Raw genomic sequence first — 17,386 nt, 5'->3', positions numbered from 1 at the left:
TGATTATTTCATTGTATTTATGTAATAAAGTAAAACTTTTTCCGTCTCTAATTTCAACTCTCGGAACGGGAATCCTAATTCACGAGCCTTTCCATTATGTAACGTACAATTAATCACTCCATTATAAGGAGCTATATTATCTCCTACTTCTTGAATGAGCGCTTTTATCCCGGTATTCTCTTCTATGAAACGAATAACTTCTCTGGTAGAAACCACCCCGTTACTACAAGCATTAATTGGCCCTTCTATGTCCTTCATCCCGCACCAAGCTAAAAATTCTCCTGCTTCTTTTTCATGTATAAATGACAACTCTCCATCTACATGATCCACAACGATAGACTCTTGTTTCACAACATGTTCAACGTAAAATTGTAATCTTTTCGTATAATCGTTTTCTCCAATAACGACGGGAAATCTTACCGCAACGACTGGGAATGTTGCATGTTGAAATAAAACTGCTTCAGCTAATCGCTTACCTTCACTATAATTGAAATCATTCCTACCTCCATACGTAATGGTATACTCGTACGGATTGAAGTTTTCTTCTAACAGGCCTAGCGCAGGCTCATAGACAGCCATTGAAGATGTCATAATGTATTTCTTCGTTTTTCCTTTTAGCACTTCACATATTATCTTCGCTGCATTCGAGCTATAGCATAAATTATCGTATACGATATCATAACTTTTACCTTCAAAACGCTCTTCTAGTAGCCTCTCATCTGCTCTATCTACAATCAGTCTTTTTACTGCACTTCCAAAGGGATCTTCAGTAACTCCCCTCGTCGCAATCGTTACATCATGTCCAGCTTGCAACAGTACTTCTACTAAATGTTTACCAAAAAATCTTGTTCCCCCTAGCACCAATACTTTTTTCACCTTCATCATCCCCGTTTTTACAAATTGTAAAATACTCCCTCTATTATTATAAATGCTAAAATAAAAAAACATGGAATCAGTTTAACGATTCCATGTTTTTTCTACACACGATACATTAACGTACTCGATATTTAAAAATACAATAGCAGCAATATAAAATAGAAATTACTGATACATAAACCCATAGTTCATATATGAATCCCTCGCCCCATACTCCCATAAAATAAAAGAGTGAAGGCAACGTCAATGTTACCCACGATTGTACAAAAGCAATTCTGCCAAGATATTGATTGATATTCTTTTTTTGTGCATTTAATACAAAGAATAAATACCAAAGTAATGCCCACATAAACCATGTTAACGCATTAACAACATCGTGGAATTGAACAAATGAAACAACCATATAGAATAAAGCAATAATTGCTACCCAAATACAGAACCAGCCTAGTCCACTACTATCCATTCCTTTAATAAAAGTAACGCCTACATATAAATAAGTTAAACCAAATAAAAAAGTAGCTGCATATGAATATACCGTCCAATTACTTTGATCAGAAATCATAATTAAATAAAACGGTATAATAATTTGTAACGCTCCTACAAATAAATTAAAAACACCTGCACTTTTCATCTCTACTTTGCCTAATATGACAAGACTATTTAAAAATAAAGCTGCACCTGAAAGTAATAATCCTACGTAACCCATATATATTCGTGTGAAAATCTTTCCCTTTCACACTTTTAACCTCCCCACAATATAAAGTGATACTTTATCCCGCATTAACGAGCAGTAAAACTCCCACCTCAAAATTCAGCTGGAGCAAAGAAGTTAGGCGGGAGTCGGGCTGCCCGTAAAAGCCCGATTGGTGAAAGCTAATAATCAGTGGGGATGAACAACCCCCACCCACTGATTAAAGTTTCACTTTATTATTTTTCTTCCTATTTAAAACTACATACATAATTTTTAATCTGAATAAGTTAGACTTCCTACCTTAAAAAACAACAAATTTAAAACGCTTTCAATAATAAATAACCCTATCAAAACATGAAATAGGATTCCTTGATTATAAACGTACTCTAACAATGATACAAGTGTTGGAATACTTTTCAATACTACGTTTTGAATTTCTATAAAAAATTAGTAGAATGATACATTTTCCCTATCTCATTCTATTAATTTTTTGCATAGAATATCGTACACTCATATTAATTTAGAAAGGTTTGATATTTATGCCTCTTCATTATCCAAATCATTTTGTTTTTCACTCCACAGGTGTATTAACAAGAGAGCCCGCAACTGTTTCAGCAGTAGTAAACATTGTAAATTTAGATGCATATTACACACACCATGTAACTATAGAGGTTTGGGATTGGTCTAACTATTCTAATCCTGTAAAATTACCTGTACTACTTGGTGAAAATACGGAAGTAGCATTCCCATATATTTTACAAGGCAACCACTTAGCAGTTTTTTATGCTGATTTAGATGACTCTATTGATTTGTATGAAATCCGTATTTCTTATCCTGGCCACTCCAATATTGTTGCAAATTGTTTTGGGCGAAGTATCCCGCCATATACAAGCCAAGAAGGTAATACAGTATACCATAAACAACTCGTTCGAATTCATTAAATCGCCCCTATTATGTGAAAGGGGCTGGTCAGTAATACATTTATCTTTATAAGATAATCGTATTACTGACCTAAAGCGTGATAGTCAATCTTGATAGTTTCTCATTTTGAACACTTGCTATTTATCATAAATATCATTCGGATTTATTGTAGGAACAAATCCATTTGTAGAACTATATTTTTTAGATACATTATCTGGGGTCACGGTAAACGTTACAATTTTATTGCTTTGTTGTTTAAAATAACGCATCCAATTTTGACTCCATTCATCTTTCGCAATAACTTGTTTATTGAAGTCTTCCCACAATACACCATGTATAAAATTCAAGGATGTATTTTTGATTGTGTCAAATCCCCAATTCTGTATAAGAAGCAGGTTGGAATCAACACTTTTAATTTCTTTTAATAAATTTACATATGCTTCTCGAAATTTCCCTTGTGTAGACGGCTGATCATAAAAATAGTCATCAATATCACCAGCTGTATCTAAAAACACCCCATCTATTCCTTTTCCAATGACTTGCTGTTTCACCTTATTCACAACAATCCCACGGTAGTGCTCATCAGCTAAATTCATAATATATGTATCCCACTGCTCAATCTTCATTTTCTTACCATCTCTATAATAATAGTCTGATTCAACTACTTGCGATTTATGCCACGATTCTAATTCTAAAACACTAACATAGCCAAGAACTACCGTTCCTGATTTTTTTAATTGCTGAACCTGTTCTTTCGTAAATGCATATGGCTCTATAATAACCATGTCATACTTTGAAAGTCTCTCAATTACTTGCTCATTTGCTTCACCATAATAAATTTTATAACTTCGTACATTTTTTAAAACTGGTTCCACAACATTTGCTTGTGCGGATGTACTTGAGGAAAAAATAAAAGAAAATATAGCTAAAAAACATACGGAACGTTTCCACTCCATAATAATATTACCCCCTATACAACTGTAATTTTCTATTGTTTTAAATGTTAATACAAATATAGTAATACCATAACATTCTACATTTTTTCAAACTCGATTTTTTATAAAAATTCCAATAAATGCAATACATTAACAAAAATTAGAATTTATTTCACTTGAATTTACTACATCTCTGTTGATAAAATGATTTGGGCTTTATATATTATATATCTTAAAATAATTCTTTTAAATTATGTATTTTATTTCAGTGTACTATTCCTCAAAATTAAATTTGCAAACGAAAGAAGGGATTTTTTTATGCACTATAGACAATCTAATATATTCCAAAAGATGATTGAACCTACGATTCTCTTTATTGCACTATTTTTTCTATCAATACTAACTGATTTTCTTACACCAACGTATGAATACTTCTTACTCTTATTTATTACATTAATTATTTCTAGCCGGTATGGCATATCTATTGCCCTTTTCGCCTTTCTGGAAGCAATGATTTATATTTTTATAAGCGGTATATATAAAGAAAATGATGTATTACTGTACTTTTATTCATCAGATTACTGGATAAGTTGGATTTTCTTACTTGTTATTAGTTTATGCTGTGGACTGATGAGCACTGCACAAAAAGAACGTTATGAAGATGTACATATGATAAATAATGAGTTGAAAGCTGAAAATAAAGAATTAAAATATGTCGTGAAACAATTGGATGAAACACGTATTACACTACGTTCTCGTGTACTTGAATCAAATAACCACTTATCTAAAATGTATCATATGTTTAAAGCTTTAAATCATACACATCCTGAAATTGTACTCGATGAAGGAATGAATGTATTAAAAATGTATTTTGGAGCAAAAAAAATTGGTATCTATCACGTTGATAACAATAAACAATCGCTTCGTATTAAATTAAGAGCTGAAACTGGTAAAAATACATTATCCCAATCTATTTTCGTTAAAAACGCTTCCTTAGTCATCAAAAATGCGCTAGCGCATAATCGACCTTTTTTCCGTACAGATGAGGATTTTCAAGACGCTCCACTTTTAGTTGGTCCCGTCCTATTCCAAGATGATGTACAATACGTCATTATATTAGACGAAATCGAGTTTTCAAAAGTAACTTCTGAGCAATTCGAACTTTTCACATGGTATTTACGCTGGATGGGTGATCGTTTACAAAACGCTTCTAATCTTTGGCTATCCAGTCAAGAGGATCGCACATTCCCTAAAACAAGCATTTATTATGAAGATGAATTTGAACATTTACTAAAAATAGAAAAGAAACGGTACGAAACATTATCTTATCCATATTCCTATTTTGAGTTCAATGCTCCACAAGATTCTTTAGGAATGATAAATTCTATTTTAAAAGACCACTTGCGAGATATCGATATATTCGGTTATAGTACGACCGAGCAGAAAATCATGATTTTATTACCTGGCACTGAAGAACAGTTTTATATACAAGTTCAAACTCGTATACAAAACGCTCTTTCTTCTAAAGGAGTGATAGTCTAATGATTTTACTCCTTCTTTATTTTATTTATGTTATTTCGGTTTTTCTTTTATTTCGATTTACGAAAAGTTTGATTACTAAAGATAAAAAAGGAATTATTGAATTTTGCTTGATTCTATCTCTTCTTTTCCCACTTATCGGACTTATTGTATCAGCAATCATGTTATTACTTAATATAAGACGCTCCAAAACCGAGTGGTTACAACAATACTCTGATTATGTTGCCTTTCACGTTGATAATTACGAAGATATTTTGGAATCAGCAAAACAAGATATGGACTTAATTTCATTTTCTTCTGGATTAGAACTAGATAAGCCTGAATTACATAAACAACTCATTGTACAGTTAAGCTCCTCCTCTATTGCTAATGAAGGAGGCTTATTGAAAGAAGCCATTCACCATAAAGATCCTGAAACTGTGCATTACGCAGCAACTACTATTAATTTACTAAATGAACGGTACGAAAAACAAATCGAATACTTAAATAAGCAATTTCTACAAAATCCACAAAATGAAATTGCAAAAGAATTGGTTTCTAACTATTTAAGATATATAAACAGTGGTCTTCTTTCTAATCAGCAAAAAGAAAAAATAATCGATAAATTTATGGATTTTATTACACAAGGTGTAGAACTATTCCCTAACGAACCTCTTTACCCTTTCCATCTTGGAAATCTGTTTCTACACACAAAACAATATGCAAAGTCTGAAGAGCAATTTTTAAAGCTTATTCATTTCTATCCTGAATCATATTACGGTTACGTTGGTTTACTTGAAATATATTATGAGCAACAGTTATGGGACGAGCTCTATAACTTAATCAATAATCTAACGGATGCAAAAAGAGTTCATATACTACCGCGTAAATATCAATTATTTGTAAGGCAGTTTGGAGGCGCACACATTGAAAAAGGGGATTAATATATATATCGGGATTATTAGTATCATTTTATTTCTCTTAATTTTATCCATCCTTATATATCGAACAGAAAATTTTTATCAAAAGTTTTCTGTTCCTAAAACTAAGGAAACAGATACTGTTAAAACACTCAAAGCAAAAGATGTAGCTCAAAATGGACAAAAAATGCAATTATACGTTTTAAAAACGGATAATACATTAGGGCAACAAGTCGAATTTAATACGAAGAAGGCAATGGATTACGCACACCTACACTATAAAGATATTACAGCTAATGAAATTAAGGGACTTACACCCTCTCCCTATACAGGGATTATTATTACAGGTGAAATAATGGAGCAACTTCCACAAGCTGATATTCAAAATTTTGTACAAATGGGCGGAAGAATTATTATCGCAAACCGACTTGATTCAGATCCTTCCTGGAACACATTATTTGGTATTACCCAAAAAGAAGGTTTCAAAGATGCGAAAGGATTAACCTTTGAAGAAGTTTTATTCCCTGGTTATCCAGATCTCTCAAGTTCTTCTCCATTGTTTACTCATAGCTCAATGAATATTACGCTAGATGAGAATACAACTAATACTTGGATTACAGCGGAAGATACTCCCATCCTTTGGACCAATGACTACGGTGAAGGAAAAGTCTTATATTGGAATACAACAGCATTGAACGATAAATTAGGTAGAGGTATGTTCGTTCAATCACTGGGTACTATTTTCCCGACTTTCGCTTCAGCACAACTTGGAGCGGAGATTATGTATATCGATGACTTCCCATCTCCGATTCCAAGTGGAGAACTAAAAAACTTAACGAAAGAAAAAATTTCTGTTGAAGAATTTTATAAAAAACATTGGTGGAAAAATATGAAGGATATCTCTGAAGATCTTGATATTAAATATACGGGTGTTGCCATTGGGACGTACCAAAATAAAGTAACGCCACCCTTTGAAGATTTCACAGGTAAAAATAGAAATACCTATTTATTATTTGGGAGAGAATTACTAAGTCACGGCGGGGAAATAGGCATTCATGGCTATAACCATCAACCTTTATTATTACCACCAGATCCAGTAGATAAAGCACTTGAATATGTTCCATGGAATTCAAAAGAGGATATGGAGAGCTCCTTAGATGCTCTGCAAAAACTCGTGTATAACTTCTTTCCAAACGAAAAATTAAAAACCTATGTACCACCATCCAATATTATAAATACAGCTGGATTAAGTGCATTAAACAACGCAGTTCCAACTATGGAAACAGTTGCTTCTCTATATGTGGGAAGTAAAAGTAACGGTAGTTTAATTCAAGAATTTGGACCAGATGAACATAATAAAAACATTTATCACTTCCCGCGCATTACAAGCGGCTATGCTATCACAGATGAAGAGCAATTTATCTTAACTGATGTTACCGCAAATTTAGGGGTTATCTCACATTTCGTCCATCCAGATGATATCCTTGATGAAAAACGCTCAGGTAATTTAACATGGGAAGAATTATTTAAAGCTTATAAAAAGACAATTAAAGAAATACGAGAAAGATATCCTTATATAAAAAGTATGACCCAAAGTGAAGCAACTGCTTCTATGAAAATTTATCAAACTGGTGACCTAGATGTTTCTTATGAAGATGATGCTGTTCACATTGCATATAAAGGGTTACCAAACCATACTTCAACAATTATACGTGTAGAAGAAGGTAAGAAGATACAACCTGGCTCATTCTCTTACGGTACAGTTAAAAAGCTTGATTCCCAAATTTATAGCGTTACGTTAACGAAAGCCAGCGCTACGATTCCAATTAAAGGAGCATAACAGATGAGAATAGGTTTGGTCGTTGAAGGCAGCTATCCCTTTGTAAGCGGAGGGGTAGCAAGCTGGGTTCAAATGATTATCCAGCAGTTTAAAGAACATGAATTTACGATTTTCGCGATAGTCCCTCAAGTAAAAACAGAAGATGAATATCAATATGAAATTCCAAGCAATGTAAAAAACATCATTCTGATTCCTTTGCAATCAGAAAATGAAGCAAAACATATAAAAACTAATTTAACTAAACAAGAAGTACAGACACTTCAAAAATGGTTTACATTTCAAGCCAACGATACAACAGCATTACAAATATTAGGGAATAAACAAAAGCTAGGAACACTCCATTCCTTCTTCGAAAGCCGTGAGTTTTATGCAATTGTTAAAGAAAGCTATTTATATGAAGAAAGTAGTGGATCCTTCTTAAATTACTTTTGGATGTGGAGATCTATGTTCACACCAATCATTCAAATTTTACAAATTGATTTTCCTGAATTAGATCTTATTCATTCTGTATCGACAGGGTATGGTGGATTGCTTGGTGCTGCAATTAGTGCCAAGTCCGATATACCATTTATTCTAACTGAACACGGTATTTATTCTCGGGAGCGTGAAGAAGAAATACTACAATCTACTTGGATACCAATTGAATATAAAAAAAGATGGGTTTCTTTCTTTCATCACTTGTCTCATCAAGCATATGAACAAGCCGCTGATGTAATTACGTTGTTCGGCCGAAATAGTGCATATCAAAAAGAATTAGATGCTCCGGCCCATAAACTAAAAATCGTTCCAAATGGCGTTACTTTATCTGACTATAAAGGGTTACGTAAGCCAAAATACAATTCGGATAAACTCATCATTTCCGCTATTATACGAGTTGTGCCAATTAAAGATGTAAAAACAATGATTTATGCAGCTAAATTATTATTAGAAAAAGATATTCCATTTATATTTTACTTACTAGGTCCTGATACAGAAGAAGCAGAATATGCTCAGGAATGTCGTGATTTAATTCAACAATTAGGATTAGAAGAGCATGTAATAATGACCGGCAAAGTAAATATTAAAGATTACTTAAAACAAACAGATATTCTCGTATTAACAAGTATATCTGAAGGACAACCATTAGCTATGTTAGAAGGAATGGCAGCAGGATTACCATGGGTTGTTACAGATGTCGGCTCTTGTAAGGAATTAATTTACGGACAAGATGAAGATCCTTACGGACAATGTGGATTTGTTGTACCACCTGTATCTCCTGAACAAGTTGCCATTCATTTAGAGTGGTATTATCGTCACCCTGAATCCATTCAAAAATTTGGGGATAACGGGCGCAATCGTATTGAAGCGCACTATCAATTATCAGGTGTCGTTGATAGTTATCGTAAGCTTTACTTAGAAAGAGGTAAAAAAACATGGCAGGGATAGGATTTCGTTTACAAAAATTATTCCAAGAAGACTACTATTCTTCCAGAATAAAAGCGTACGGATTTTCATTATTTGTTACAGCTGGTCCTTGGTTAGTCGTTATTTTAGCAGTAACAGCTATTCGATACATTTTAAGTTTGTTCCATTCTATTTCAATTGAGGAACAGCGCCTTTTTACAATTTCAATTTCATACTGCTTCATTTTTTCTCAAATCATATATGGTGCCTTACAGCTCATCGTAACTAGATATGTGGCCGACCTTTTATACGAGCAAAAAGCTGATAAAGTATTTTCTTCCTTTTTAGGAATGACGAAAATCACACTTTTTTTAGCTATTATCTTATGGATTTTGTTTGCAATTTTTACACCATTAGCCTTGTATTATAAAATCGTGATGCTATTTTTATTTTTAGCTTTAAACATCATTTGGATTCAATCCATTTATTTAACAGCAGCTAAAGATTATCAATCCATCGCTCTTGCATTTTTAATTGGTTCCATTTTCTCCTTATCTGGAATTGCGCTTATTGCTTACTGGCATCCAACACTTGGAATAGAACACGGATTGGCCCTATTACTTTTAATTTCTTTTACAATCGGGACTTTCATTACATTAGTGTGGTTAAGTATAGTTATTGTACGAATGTTTCCAAATAGTGATGCTACTGAACAATTTACCTTTCTTTCTTATTTAGATAAATATCCAGAACTATTTTGGTCAAGCTTACTTTACAATATTGGCATTTGGGTATGTAACTTTGTTATTTGGTTCGGAGAAGGGCGAGGAAATATTGAAAACACGTTTATTTATCATCAAATTTATGATACATCTGTTTTCTGGGCCTATTTAAGCATTATCCCAACTTATATTTTCTTCGTAGTATCCATTGAAACAAGGTTTTATGAACGGTATAAGAAGTTCTTCGGTTCAGTTAACAATGGGGCGACATTAAATACAATTTTACAATTAAAAGAATCAATGAACTTTGTCCTAAAGCAAGAAATGGAACGAATACTTCGTAATCAAGGTATTTTTTCTTTACTTATTATTTTTATAATATGGATGTTTAGTTCACAATCTGGGAACGTAACACTTGAATACTCTATTTTGCAGCTGACTATAATTGGTGCTTATGCAAACGGGATGGTCCTTGTTATCACATTACTACTCTTATATTTTGAAGATCGTAAAGGAGCATTTCGAACATCAGCCCTGTTCTTTTTTGCAAACCTGTTATTAAGTCTTCTTCTACTTCCATTTGGATTTAATGGTTACGGTATTAGTTTTGCACTCGGATCTTCTATTACATTCTTATATGCTATTTCTAGACTCTTTACTTACATTAAAGATATTGATTACTATACGTTTTGTCAGTCAAATACTCCTATAAAAAGGCGAACTTTCTTTACTAAATTTGCTAATAAACTTAATGGAAATAAATGAATAAAAATGACCTTTTGCTCCCGCAAAAGGTCATTTTTTTATCTGTTTATTAAACTTCTAGATAGCCATTTTTGTTATTTGATTGCCATCTCCAAGAGTCTGCACACATCTCTTCTAATCCGCGTTTTGCTTCCCATCCTAATTCACGCTTCGCTTTCGATGCATCTGCAAAACATACTGCCACATCACCAGGACGACGTTCCGTAATTTTATAAGGAACTTCCTTGCCTGAAACTTTTTCAAATGCTTCAACCATTTCTAATACACTATAACCAGTACCTGTACCGAGATTGTATGCATCTATCCCAGTAGTGCCAAGTACCTTTTCAAGCGCCTTTACATGGCCATTTGCTAAGTCTACAACATGAATATAATCACGGACACCCGTGCCATCTTTTGTTGGATAGTCATTTCCAAATACACTTAATTCCTTTAACTTCCCTACTGCTACTTGTGTTACATATGGCATTAAGTTATTTGGAATTCCGTTTGGATCTTCTCCAATACGTCCACTTTCATGTGCACCAAATGGGTTGAAGTAACGAAGTAATGCAATACTCCATCCTGCATCCGCAAATGCTACGTCACGCATAATTTGTTCAATCATTAATTTCGTTTGACCATATGGATTCGTTGCACTTAATGGAAACTCCTCCGTAATTGGTGATGTTTCTGGGATACCATACACTGTTGCAGATGAACTGAAGATCATCTTCTTCACATCATGCTTCTGCATCACTTCACATAGCACTAATGTGCTTGTAATGTTGTTATGATAATACGTTAACGGAATTTCTACTGATTCCCCTACAGCCTTAAAGCCTGCAAAGTGAATAACAGCTTCAATTGTATTTTCTTCAAAAATCGTATCAAGTGCTTCTCGATTTAAAATATCTTCTTTATAAAATTTAAACTGTTTTCCTGTTATCTCTGTCACTCGATTTATAGACTCTACTGAGCTATTCGAAAGATTATCTACTACTATAATTTCGTAACCGTTTTTTAGTAATTCTACGCATGTATGACTACCAATATATCCTGCTCCACCTGTTACAAGTATTGCCATAATTATAGTCCTCCATATTTCATTCATTATAAACTTCTCAAAGTATATCACATATTTCTTATCATATGTTTATTATGCGAACACAGAAACTTACATTTTATCCCATGATTTTTTGTACAATACACGATTCAAATCAGGTAATAAAAAAACGCCACATAACAGACATCGCGTGGCGTTTTTTTATTAAATTACGTAACAATATACACTTAGAAAATGTGCAAGACTACCTAACAATACAAAAACATGAAAAATTTCATGGTGTCCCATATATTTAAACTCCAACCATTTTGGCTTCGCACCGTAAATAAACCCACCAATTGTATAAAAAATGCCTCCAAGTACTAAGAAAATAATACCTCCCGTACTTAGATTATCAGCTAGCGGTGCAAAGAATAGAACAATTAGCCAACCCATCAGAAGATAAATTGCTGTCGATAACCATCTTGGACAATTAAACCAAAACATTTTAAAAACAATACCACAAATTGCCGTTGCATAAACTAAACAGAATAATAGTAAACCATTTGCCGAATTTAATGTAATTAAACAAAAGGGTGCATATGTACCTGCAATTAATATGAAAATCATAGAATGATCTAGCTTCCTAAAGAAATAAATAACACGTTCACTAGCTACGACACTATGATACACAGCTGATGCCATATAAAGGACCATCATCCCGATACCGAATAAAATAACAGCTGTAATTGCAGCAACAGATGGCATCTTAACAGAAACTTTCACAAGCATAGCTAATAATGCAATAAATGATAATACAGCTCCTCCTAAGTGAGTAAATGCATTAACTGGTTCTCTTACATAAACATTCATATAAACACCCCTCATATAATTACATGTAGTTTTCATAACTACATGTAATTATATACACATTTTCCGTGCGGGTCAACATTTACAATTCATTTGTTTCGTAATACCATATTTAAAGATATACTAAACATTAAGTTCCACTAAGTTATAAAAGTGAGGGGTTCTACGTGGAAAATATAAATAAATTACTTGAATCATTACATTTAGAAAAAAGTATTAAACTTGAGGATATCCCAAATGTCGACTTATATGTAGACCAAGTTGTCCAACTATTTGAGAATACTTATGCGGATACAACGAGAACTAATGATGAAAAAGTATTAACAAAAACAATGATTAACAATTACGCAAAAGGGAAATTATTCATCCCTATCAAAAATAAAAAGTATTCAAAAGAACATATGATTTTAATCAGCTTAATTTATCAATTAAAAGGAGCTCTTTCCATTAATGATATAAAAAGCTCCTTAGAAAATATAAATGCACCGTTAATAAACGATGATACATTCGAATTAAACACTCTATATAAAGATTACCTTTCTCTTACTGATACCAATGTGGAAAGCTTTAAGCAAGACGTGAATAACCGTGTTAATGAAGTAAACGAGGTTTCTTCCTTAGAAGATCCAAAGCTAGAAAAGTTTTTATTACTAACATCCTTCGTGACTATGAGTAATATGTATAGACGTTTAGCGGAAAAATTAGTTGATGATTTAAAGGAATCTTAAACAAATAAATGGCACCCTTAAGGGTGCCATTTATTTCACTTATGCTTTGCTAAAAATTCTGTTATACGACGATATACATATATCTCATTTTCTTTCTTTGAAAATCCATGCCCTTCATCTTCAAGTACAATGTATTCTACATCGACTTCTTTTTCTTGCAATGCTCGAAAAATTTGATCCGATTCTGTCTTTACAACTCGAGGGTCATTTGCCCCCTGAACGATAAGAAGTGGCTTTTTCATTTGATTCAAATATGTGATTGGTGAACCTTTCATAAGCTTATCCTTATCTTTCTCAACATCACCAATAAAACTAACAGCAATTGGCTTCCATTCTTCTGGCATAGAATCAATAAAGCTAAATAAACTACTAGGTCCAAAAAGATCAATAGCTGCCCGAAAACATTCTGAATGGCGCCCATAAAGTAATAGAGTCATATACCCACCATAACTTCCACCCATAACAAATAATTTATCTGCAGTTGAAATACCTTGTTCAAACAACCACTCTATTCCTGCCACACAATCTAAGCGTGGAGCCTCTCCCCAATCACCCTCGATCATTTTTGTAAATGTTGAACCATATCTCGTACTTCCTCTAAAGTTTGGTGCGAAAATATTATATCCTTGTCTTAATAAATATTGAAACAATGCAGTAAAGTCCTTTACCTCAGCCCATTGTGGACCACCATGGGGCCAAAATATTGTATATCCGTTTTGTACCTCTTCATTTGCTCGAAATAATAATGCCTCTATCTTTAATCCATCAAATGAAGAATATGTTATAATATCTGGTTCAACAAAAGAAGATTCAGATAGACCAATAACATAATTTTTTGTCAACATCTCCCACTCTGTACTTTCATTTTCCTTACAATAAATATTTGCTGTTTTCGTTGCACTTTCACCTAATAAATATAATTTTTTAGATTTGGAAATATCGATTTGTTTTATCGTATCTACTGGAGTATCTAATAGAATTAATTCCTTTGTATCCCATACAAATTTGTATAACCTATCTCCAACACCTTTCGATGTAACGATGTAACTAGTTTTCGTTTCTGCATGCCATTTTATAGTGGATACTTCCTCATTCTCTATTTTACATATTGGTTTGAATTCCTTTTTATCCAAATCAAAAGAAGCCACATAAGAAAACTCTTCTTCATAATTTGTAACAAAAATCACCGTATTTTCATCGATATAGCAAATAGAAGTTATAATATGTTCTTTTTCGCTGGAAGGTACCATACAAATAAGTTCCTCCCCCTTTTTCACATATCCTACATTATATGTATTTCCATACGACTTTAAGACAATAAAGCTTGATTCATTTGGACTCACTGCACTCAAATATGTAGGTGTCTCTACGCCCGTACAGAGGAGAATATCTTCTTTTGTACGCAAATTATAACAACGAGAATTAAAGAATCTTGGATTATCTTTACTTGTAACATAATATAATCGTTCTCCATCCTCTGTTAAATGTACATAATAATCCTTTTCTTTCTCTCCTGCTGGAATTAATTCAAGCAATTCTCCACCCTCTGGTTTTAATGCATAAATATGATAATTTTCATCACCATCATTATCAAATCCAGCTAAAATAAACCGATTTAAAGGATCGACTTTAATAAAATTGCTTGATTGATTACAATATGTTAACGGATAGGGAGATAAGTTTGGTAAATCCATCGCCCATAAATTAGCATGACCATTTAAGTTTGTACTAAAAATTAATCTTTTTTCATCTCCACTCACTGTAAACTTACTAATACGATACGATCTAAAAAATTGCTCAGCATCTGCTTTTGGAAATTGAATCATCTTTCTTCCTCCATTACATTTTATGTTCGAAAATTCGGACTAATATATATATAAACTTTCTTCATTTTCCTGTTTATCCCTTTTCCTTTTTAGATTTTCTTCAAACTCCTAGTTCCCTTATTAACATTTCAAAATGAACTTATGATAAGTCATGTGAAAAAGTTTTTCGGACAACCTCTTCCATCTTTAAATTTCACGTGCAAGGTCAACTGTTCATCATTGAAGCAAATATAGCTATCCAGTCTCCCTAAAATACTCCACCATCCTTATACTTGTTACTTTATTTATATACCCACTTCTTTCGAGCAAAACAAAAAACTATCCACCTATTAAAGTGGATAGTTTTTTTGTTTATTTAATTGCTTCATGAACCTTTAATTGTTTCCCTTTAATCGTTGTGTTTTTCATGATTTTTAAAACAAGTGGTCCTTTTCCATTTAATATTTCAACGTAAGAAACATTGTCTTGTATTGTAATAATGCCTATATCTTCTGCTGTAACACCTTTAATTTTAGCAATTGTACCGACGAAATCTACCGCCCTGATTTTCTTTTTCTTCCCGCCATTAAAGTACAATTTCATAATTCCTTTGTTTAGGTTCGCATTTTTATCTTTCTTTATAATTGGTTTAGCATGTATCTTTTCCTCAAATACTGCTTTACCTTTCATAACTTCTTCTTTTGAAGGTGCAAGTGCCTTTGGAATTTCAAAGCCAATGTACTCCTCAATCTCTTCCAAAAATCTATTTTCATACGGCGTCATGAATGTAATAGCTTTCCCGTTATTACCAGCTCGTCCCGTTCTTCCCGTACGATGTACATAACTTTCTTTTTCTAATGGAATATCATAGTTAATAACATGTGTAATATTATCAATATCAATTCCTCTAGCAGCTACGTCTGTCGCTACTAAATAACGGAACTTCCCTTTTCTAAAATCGTCCATAACTTCAAAACGATCTTCTTGTACCATACCACCATGTATTTTGTCACAAGGATAGTTAACCCGCTTTAACTGTTGAAATACGTGATCTACATTTTCTTGCGTACGGCAAAAAATAATACAACTATCTGGATTCTCAATCGTTGTTACATCTTTAAGAAGTGAAAGCTTCTCCTCTTCTCTCATCTCAAAAAGTGTATGTTCAATCTTATCTGTTGTAATCCCGGTAGCCTTAATTTCAATATGCGTTGGCGAATCCATATACGTACGAGATAACTTTTCAACATCTTTTGGAAGTGTTGCTGAAAATAGCATTGTCATTCGTTTTTTAGGTAATTCGTCAATAATTGCCTCTACTTGATCGATAAAACCCATATTCAGCATTTCATCCGCTTCATCAATAACTAAATACTTCAAACACTCTAAAGAAAGGGTACCTTTTTCAATATGATCTAACACACGGCCAGGAGTCCCAACTACAATATGTGTTTTTTGCTTTAACTCTAATTTTTGACGTGCAAATGGAGATTTACCATAAACTGCAGCGGCCTTAATTCTTTTGAAACGACCTATATTCGTAATGTCTTCTTTTACTTGCACCGCAAGCTCTCTCGTCGGTGTTAAAACTAGAGCTTGTGGCTTATTCTCTTCCCACTCCACCATTTCACAAAGTGGTATGCCAAATGAAGCGGTTTTTCCACTTCCAGTCTGTGATTTCACGACAAGGTCTTTCTTTTGCAAGGCAACTGGAATAACCTCTCCTTGCACTTCTGTTGAATGTTCATATCCTAAACCAGTAAGTGCTCTTACAATTTCTTTACTTAATGCATAATCAGCAAAACTTTTTTTACTCATATGTTAACCTCTTTTTATTCTGTATTATTTTCTTTTTTCGCTTTTTCTATCAATGAATCATCATATACCTTATTATCACCTTATTCATTATACTTGAAAGCTCACATAAAAAGGCGAATCATTCGTGATTCGCCTGACTAAACAAAAGGATCTTCTATTTTAAAAACTTGTTAAAAATATTATTCCATATTATTCTGCCTTCTGACCGGTAATAACACTTTCTTTCTTCGGCTTCTCTTCTATTACTTTTTCTTCCTTACGGTTCTCATCTTTTGTTTTATCTACATCTACTGCCCTCGGCACACTCTGTATAATTTGTTCATTCGCATTTTGATAATATATTTTAAACTGTTCTTTCCCTTTCGTTTCCCTAATAATTACGTTAAGTTACTCTTTTACATCCGCAAACTTCTGCTCGTTTTTCAACTCATCTACTTTAACTAGCATTTGCTTATATTTTTCTTCCTCATCTTTTTGATTAGCTAAAACTTCTCGTTTTTCTTTTGCTTGTTTGGCTAATATAACTGAACTAGCAGAATCATTTTCAATTTCCCTCAATAACGAAATTGC

At 33.1% G+C, this 17,386-nt stretch carries 15 protein-coding genes; 7 read left to right on the top strand and 8 right to left on the bottom strand.

Translation table 11 applies throughout. The features are described 5' to 3' along the window. Positions 1–3 precede the first annotated feature (3 nt). Complete coding sequence (locus MR155_RS17675; RefSeq protein WP_242310735.1) at positions 4–948, bottom strand: NAD-dependent epimerase/dehydratase family protein; 945 nt, start codon at positions 946–948, stop codon at positions 4–6. Between the two features lie 43 nt (positions 949–991). Then, positions 992–1,582 (bottom strand): AmiS/UreI family transporter, encoded by a 591-nt coding sequence (locus MR155_RS17670; RefSeq protein WP_061673851.1) that lies wholly within the window; start codon positions 1,580–1,582, stop codon positions 992–994. 524 nt (positions 1,583–2,106) lie between these two features. Here MR155_RS17670 and MR155_RS17665 point away from each other — a divergent pair. After that, a complete protein-coding gene (locus MR155_RS17665) occupies positions 2,107–2,508 on the top strand; it encodes a hypothetical protein (RefSeq protein ID WP_002143948.1) in 402 nt (133 codons plus the stop codon). A 117-nt stretch (positions 2,509–2,625) separates the two neighbouring features. Here the strand turns inward: MR155_RS17665 and MR155_RS17660 are convergent, their stop codons facing one another. Continuing rightward, complete coding sequence (locus MR155_RS17660; RefSeq protein WP_016096433.1) at positions 2,626–3,444, bottom strand: glycoside hydrolase family 191 protein; 819 nt, start codon at positions 3,442–3,444, stop codon at positions 2,626–2,628. Between the two features lie 297 nt (positions 3,445–3,741). Between MR155_RS17660 and MR155_RS17655 the strand changes: the two genes are divergently transcribed. From MR155_RS17655 to pelG, 5 genes are read left to right on the top strand one after another with little or no spacing between them, the layout of a single operon-like run. After that, positions 3,742–4,965, top strand: coding sequence for a GAF domain-containing protein (locus MR155_RS17655; protein WP_242310733.1), 1,224 nt, complete (start codon positions 3,742–3,744; stop codon positions 4,963–4,965). Then, positions 4,965–5,885 carry a tetratricopeptide repeat protein gene (locus MR155_RS17650; RefSeq protein WP_242310731.1) on the top strand — a complete coding sequence of 307 codons (921 nt, stop codon included), beginning with the start codon at positions 4,965–4,967 and terminating at the stop codon, positions 5,883–5,885. The genes MR155_RS17655 and MR155_RS17650 overlap by 1 nt, the downstream gene beginning before the upstream one ends. After that, positions 5,869–7,701: a DUF2194 domain-containing protein gene (locus MR155_RS17645; RefSeq protein WP_242310728.1), complete on the top strand. Its 1,833-nt coding sequence runs from the start codon at positions 5,869–5,871 to the stop codon at positions 7,699–7,701. Before MR155_RS17650 ends, MR155_RS17645 begins: the two co-directional genes overlap by 17 nt. Before the next feature lie 3 nt (positions 7,702–7,704). Then, a complete protein-coding gene (gene pelF / locus MR155_RS17640; protein ID WP_242310726.1) occupies positions 7,705–9,126 on the top strand; it encodes a GT4 family glycosyltransferase PelF in 1,422 nt (473 codons plus the stop codon). Then, the gene (pelG, locus tag MR155_RS17635) at positions 9,114–10,571 is read left to right on the top strand and encodes an exopolysaccharide Pel transporter PelG (RefSeq protein ID WP_113936118.1); all 1,458 of its coding nucleotides are present in this window, start codon (positions 9,114–9,116) and stop codon (positions 10,569–10,571) included. Before pelF ends, pelG begins: the two co-directional genes overlap by 13 nt. A gap of 49 nt (positions 10,572–10,620) precedes the next feature. Here the strand turns inward: pelG and galE are convergent, their stop codons facing one another. Together galE and trhA are read right to left on the bottom strand one after the other, a co-directional pair. Continuing rightward, positions 10,621–11,637, bottom strand: a complete 1,017-nt coding sequence (gene galE / locus MR155_RS17630) for a UDP-glucose 4-epimerase GalE (RefSeq protein WP_201032226.1) — start codon at positions 11,635–11,637, stop codon at positions 10,621–10,623. A gap of 183 nt (positions 11,638–11,820) precedes the next feature. Then, on the bottom strand, positions 11,821–12,468 hold the full coding sequence (gene trhA / locus MR155_RS17625) for a PAQR family membrane homeostasis protein TrhA (protein ID WP_088033913.1): 648 nt from the start codon (positions 12,466–12,468) through the stop codon (positions 11,821–11,823). A gap of 164 nt (positions 12,469–12,632) precedes the next feature. Between trhA and MR155_RS17620 the strand changes: the two genes are divergently transcribed. Continuing rightward, positions 12,633–13,193, top strand: a complete 561-nt coding sequence (locus tag MR155_RS17620; RefSeq protein WP_242310725.1) for a DUF1836 domain-containing protein — start codon at positions 12,633–12,635, stop codon at positions 13,191–13,193. Positions 13,194–13,228: 35 nt separating this feature from the next. On the opposite strand, the gene MR155_RS17615 is transcribed toward MR155_RS17620, so the two are convergent. The 3 genes from MR155_RS17615 to MR155_RS17605 form a co-directional block, all read right to left on the bottom strand. Beyond that, on the bottom strand, positions 13,229–15,019 hold the full coding sequence (locus MR155_RS17615; protein WP_242310723.1) for a S9 family peptidase: 1,791 nt from the start codon (positions 15,017–15,019) through the stop codon (positions 13,229–13,231). Between the two features lie 351 nt (positions 15,020–15,370). After that, positions 15,371–16,816, bottom strand: coding sequence for a DEAD/DEAH box helicase (locus MR155_RS17610; RefSeq protein ID WP_242310721.1), 1,446 nt, complete (start codon positions 16,814–16,816; stop codon positions 15,371–15,373). A gap of 387 nt (positions 16,817–17,203) precedes the next feature. After that, on the bottom strand, positions 17,204–17,374 hold the full coding sequence (locus MR155_RS17605) for a hypothetical protein (RefSeq protein ID WP_242310719.1): 171 nt from the start codon (positions 17,372–17,374) through the stop codon (positions 17,204–17,206). Positions 17,375–17,386: the final 12 nt, after the last annotated feature.

The sequence above is a fragment of the Bacillus cereus group sp. BfR-BA-01331 genome, from assembly GCF_022663915.1.
In the GTDB taxonomy this organism is placed as follows: Bacteria; Bacillota; Bacilli; order Bacillales; family Bacillaceae_G; genus Bacillus_A; species Bacillus_A mycoides.
This window is presented reverse-complemented; position numbering and strand designations above follow the sequence as displayed.

Coding starts and splice junctions, on each gene's coding strand:
- MR155_RS17675 (WP_242310735.1), bottom strand. CDS start 948: ATGTTTTTTTATTTTAGCATTTATAATAATAGAGGGAGTATTTTACAA.
- MR155_RS17670 (WP_061673851.1), bottom strand. CDS start 1,582: ATGGGTTACGTAGGATTATTACTTTCAGGTGCAGCTTTATTTTTAAAT.
- MR155_RS17665 (WP_002143948.1), top strand. CDS start 2,107: ATGCCTCTTCATTATCCAAATCATTTTGTTTTTCACTCCACAGGTGTA.
- MR155_RS17660 (WP_016096433.1), bottom strand. CDS start 3,444: ATGGAGTGGAAACGTTCCGTATGTTTTTTAGCTATATTTTCTTTTATT.
- MR155_RS17655 (WP_242310733.1), top strand. CDS start 3,742: ATGCACTATAGACAATCTAATATATTCCAAAAGATGATTGAACCTACG.
- MR155_RS17650 (WP_242310731.1), top strand. CDS start 4,965: ATGATTTTACTCCTTCTTTATTTTATTTATGTTATTTCGGTTTTTCTT.
- pelF (WP_242310726.1), top strand. CDS start 7,705: ATGAGAATAGGTTTGGTCGTTGAAGGCAGCTATCCCTTTGTAAGCGGA.
- pelG (WP_113936118.1), top strand. CDS start 9,114: ATGGCAGGGATAGGATTTCGTTTACAAAAATTATTCCAAGAAGACTAC.
- galE (WP_201032226.1), bottom strand. CDS start 11,637: ATGGCAATACTTGTAACAGGTGGAGCAGGATATATTGGTAGTCATACA.
- trhA (WP_088033913.1), bottom strand. CDS start 12,468: ATGAATGTTTATGTAAGAGAACCAGTTAATGCATTTACTCACTTAGGA.
- MR155_RS17615 (WP_242310723.1), bottom strand. CDS start 15,019: ATGATTCAATTTCCAAAAGCAGATGCTGAGCAATTTTTTAGATCGTAT.
- MR155_RS17610 (WP_242310721.1), bottom strand. CDS start 16,816: ATGAGTAAAAAAAGTTTTGCTGATTATGCATTAAGTAAAGAAATTGTA.